We start from the raw sequence: 908 nt of genomic DNA, 5'->3' as shown, positions 1-908 counted from the left end.
GCTTCCGTGAATGGCCGGAAACCAGCAGCGGTGCAACAGGTCTCGAGGCTCGTCGCTAACGCTCCTCGGCACCTCGACCACCGATCAAGGGGAGTCTCGAGACCCGCCGTACCGGTGGGTGGACGCAACACGCCTCGAACAGCAAGCCTCGGGTGTTACCCGCCGACAGCCGCCGAGTACCACTTCGCTGCGGCGGCGTACTGCGCGAATACTTCTGGAGTTGGTGTAGTCGTGATCGTTTCGGACTCGACGCGCCACTCCGGGAGCTCGCCGATCAGTGCCCACGCGGCCTGGCGAGCGGCGCCGAGTGCCACGTATTCACCGTCGGCGGGCAGCACAACCGTGCCGTCGAACAAGGCGGGAGCGATCGCGCGTACCGCCGACGACTTGGTGCCCCCGCCGATGAACAGGAACCGCTGCACGTCGATGCCCTGATCCTCGATCCGGTTGCGGCAGTATACGAGCGAACAGAGCAGGCCTTCGACGGCGGCACGTGCGACGTGGGCGGCGGAGAAGTTGGCGGGGGTGATCCCGGCCAGCGTTCCCGTCGCCGCAGGCAGATTGGGGGAGCGTTCACCACCGAGGTAGGGCACCATCGTCAGGCCGTCCGCGCCTGCGGGAGCCGACAGCGCGAGGTCGGCGAACCTCGCCAGATCGACGTCGAGCATCTGCGCAGTCGCCGCCAATACCGGTGCGCCATTGAGTGTGCACACCAGCGGAAGGTGCCGTCCGGTCGCATCGGCGAATCCGGCGACGATACCTGACGCATCGCACGGCGGGACCTCGCCGACAGCGCTGACGACACCCGAAGTTCCCAACGACACGATCGCGTCACCGGTACCCGCCTGCAAACCCAGTGCCGCGGCGGCGTTGTCGCCGACACCGGCGCCGAGTACGACACCGCCCGT

The 908-nt window shown here is 67.7% G+C and carries 1 protein-coding gene; it reads right to left on the bottom strand.

Annotated features, from left to right (window positions below):
* Positions 1-155 precede the first annotated feature (155 nt).
* Positions 156-908, bottom strand: a 753-nt coding sequence (locus B1964_RS20200; protein WP_253194093.1) for an FGGY-family carbohydrate kinase, incomplete at its 5' end; no start/stop codon positions are given.

Source organism: Gordonia sp. i37 (genome assembly GCF_002043085.1).
Taxonomy (GTDB): Bacteria; Actinomycetota; Actinomycetes; order Mycobacteriales; family Mycobacteriaceae; genus Gordonia; species Gordonia polyisoprenivorans.
This window is presented reverse-complemented; position numbering and strand designations above follow the sequence as displayed.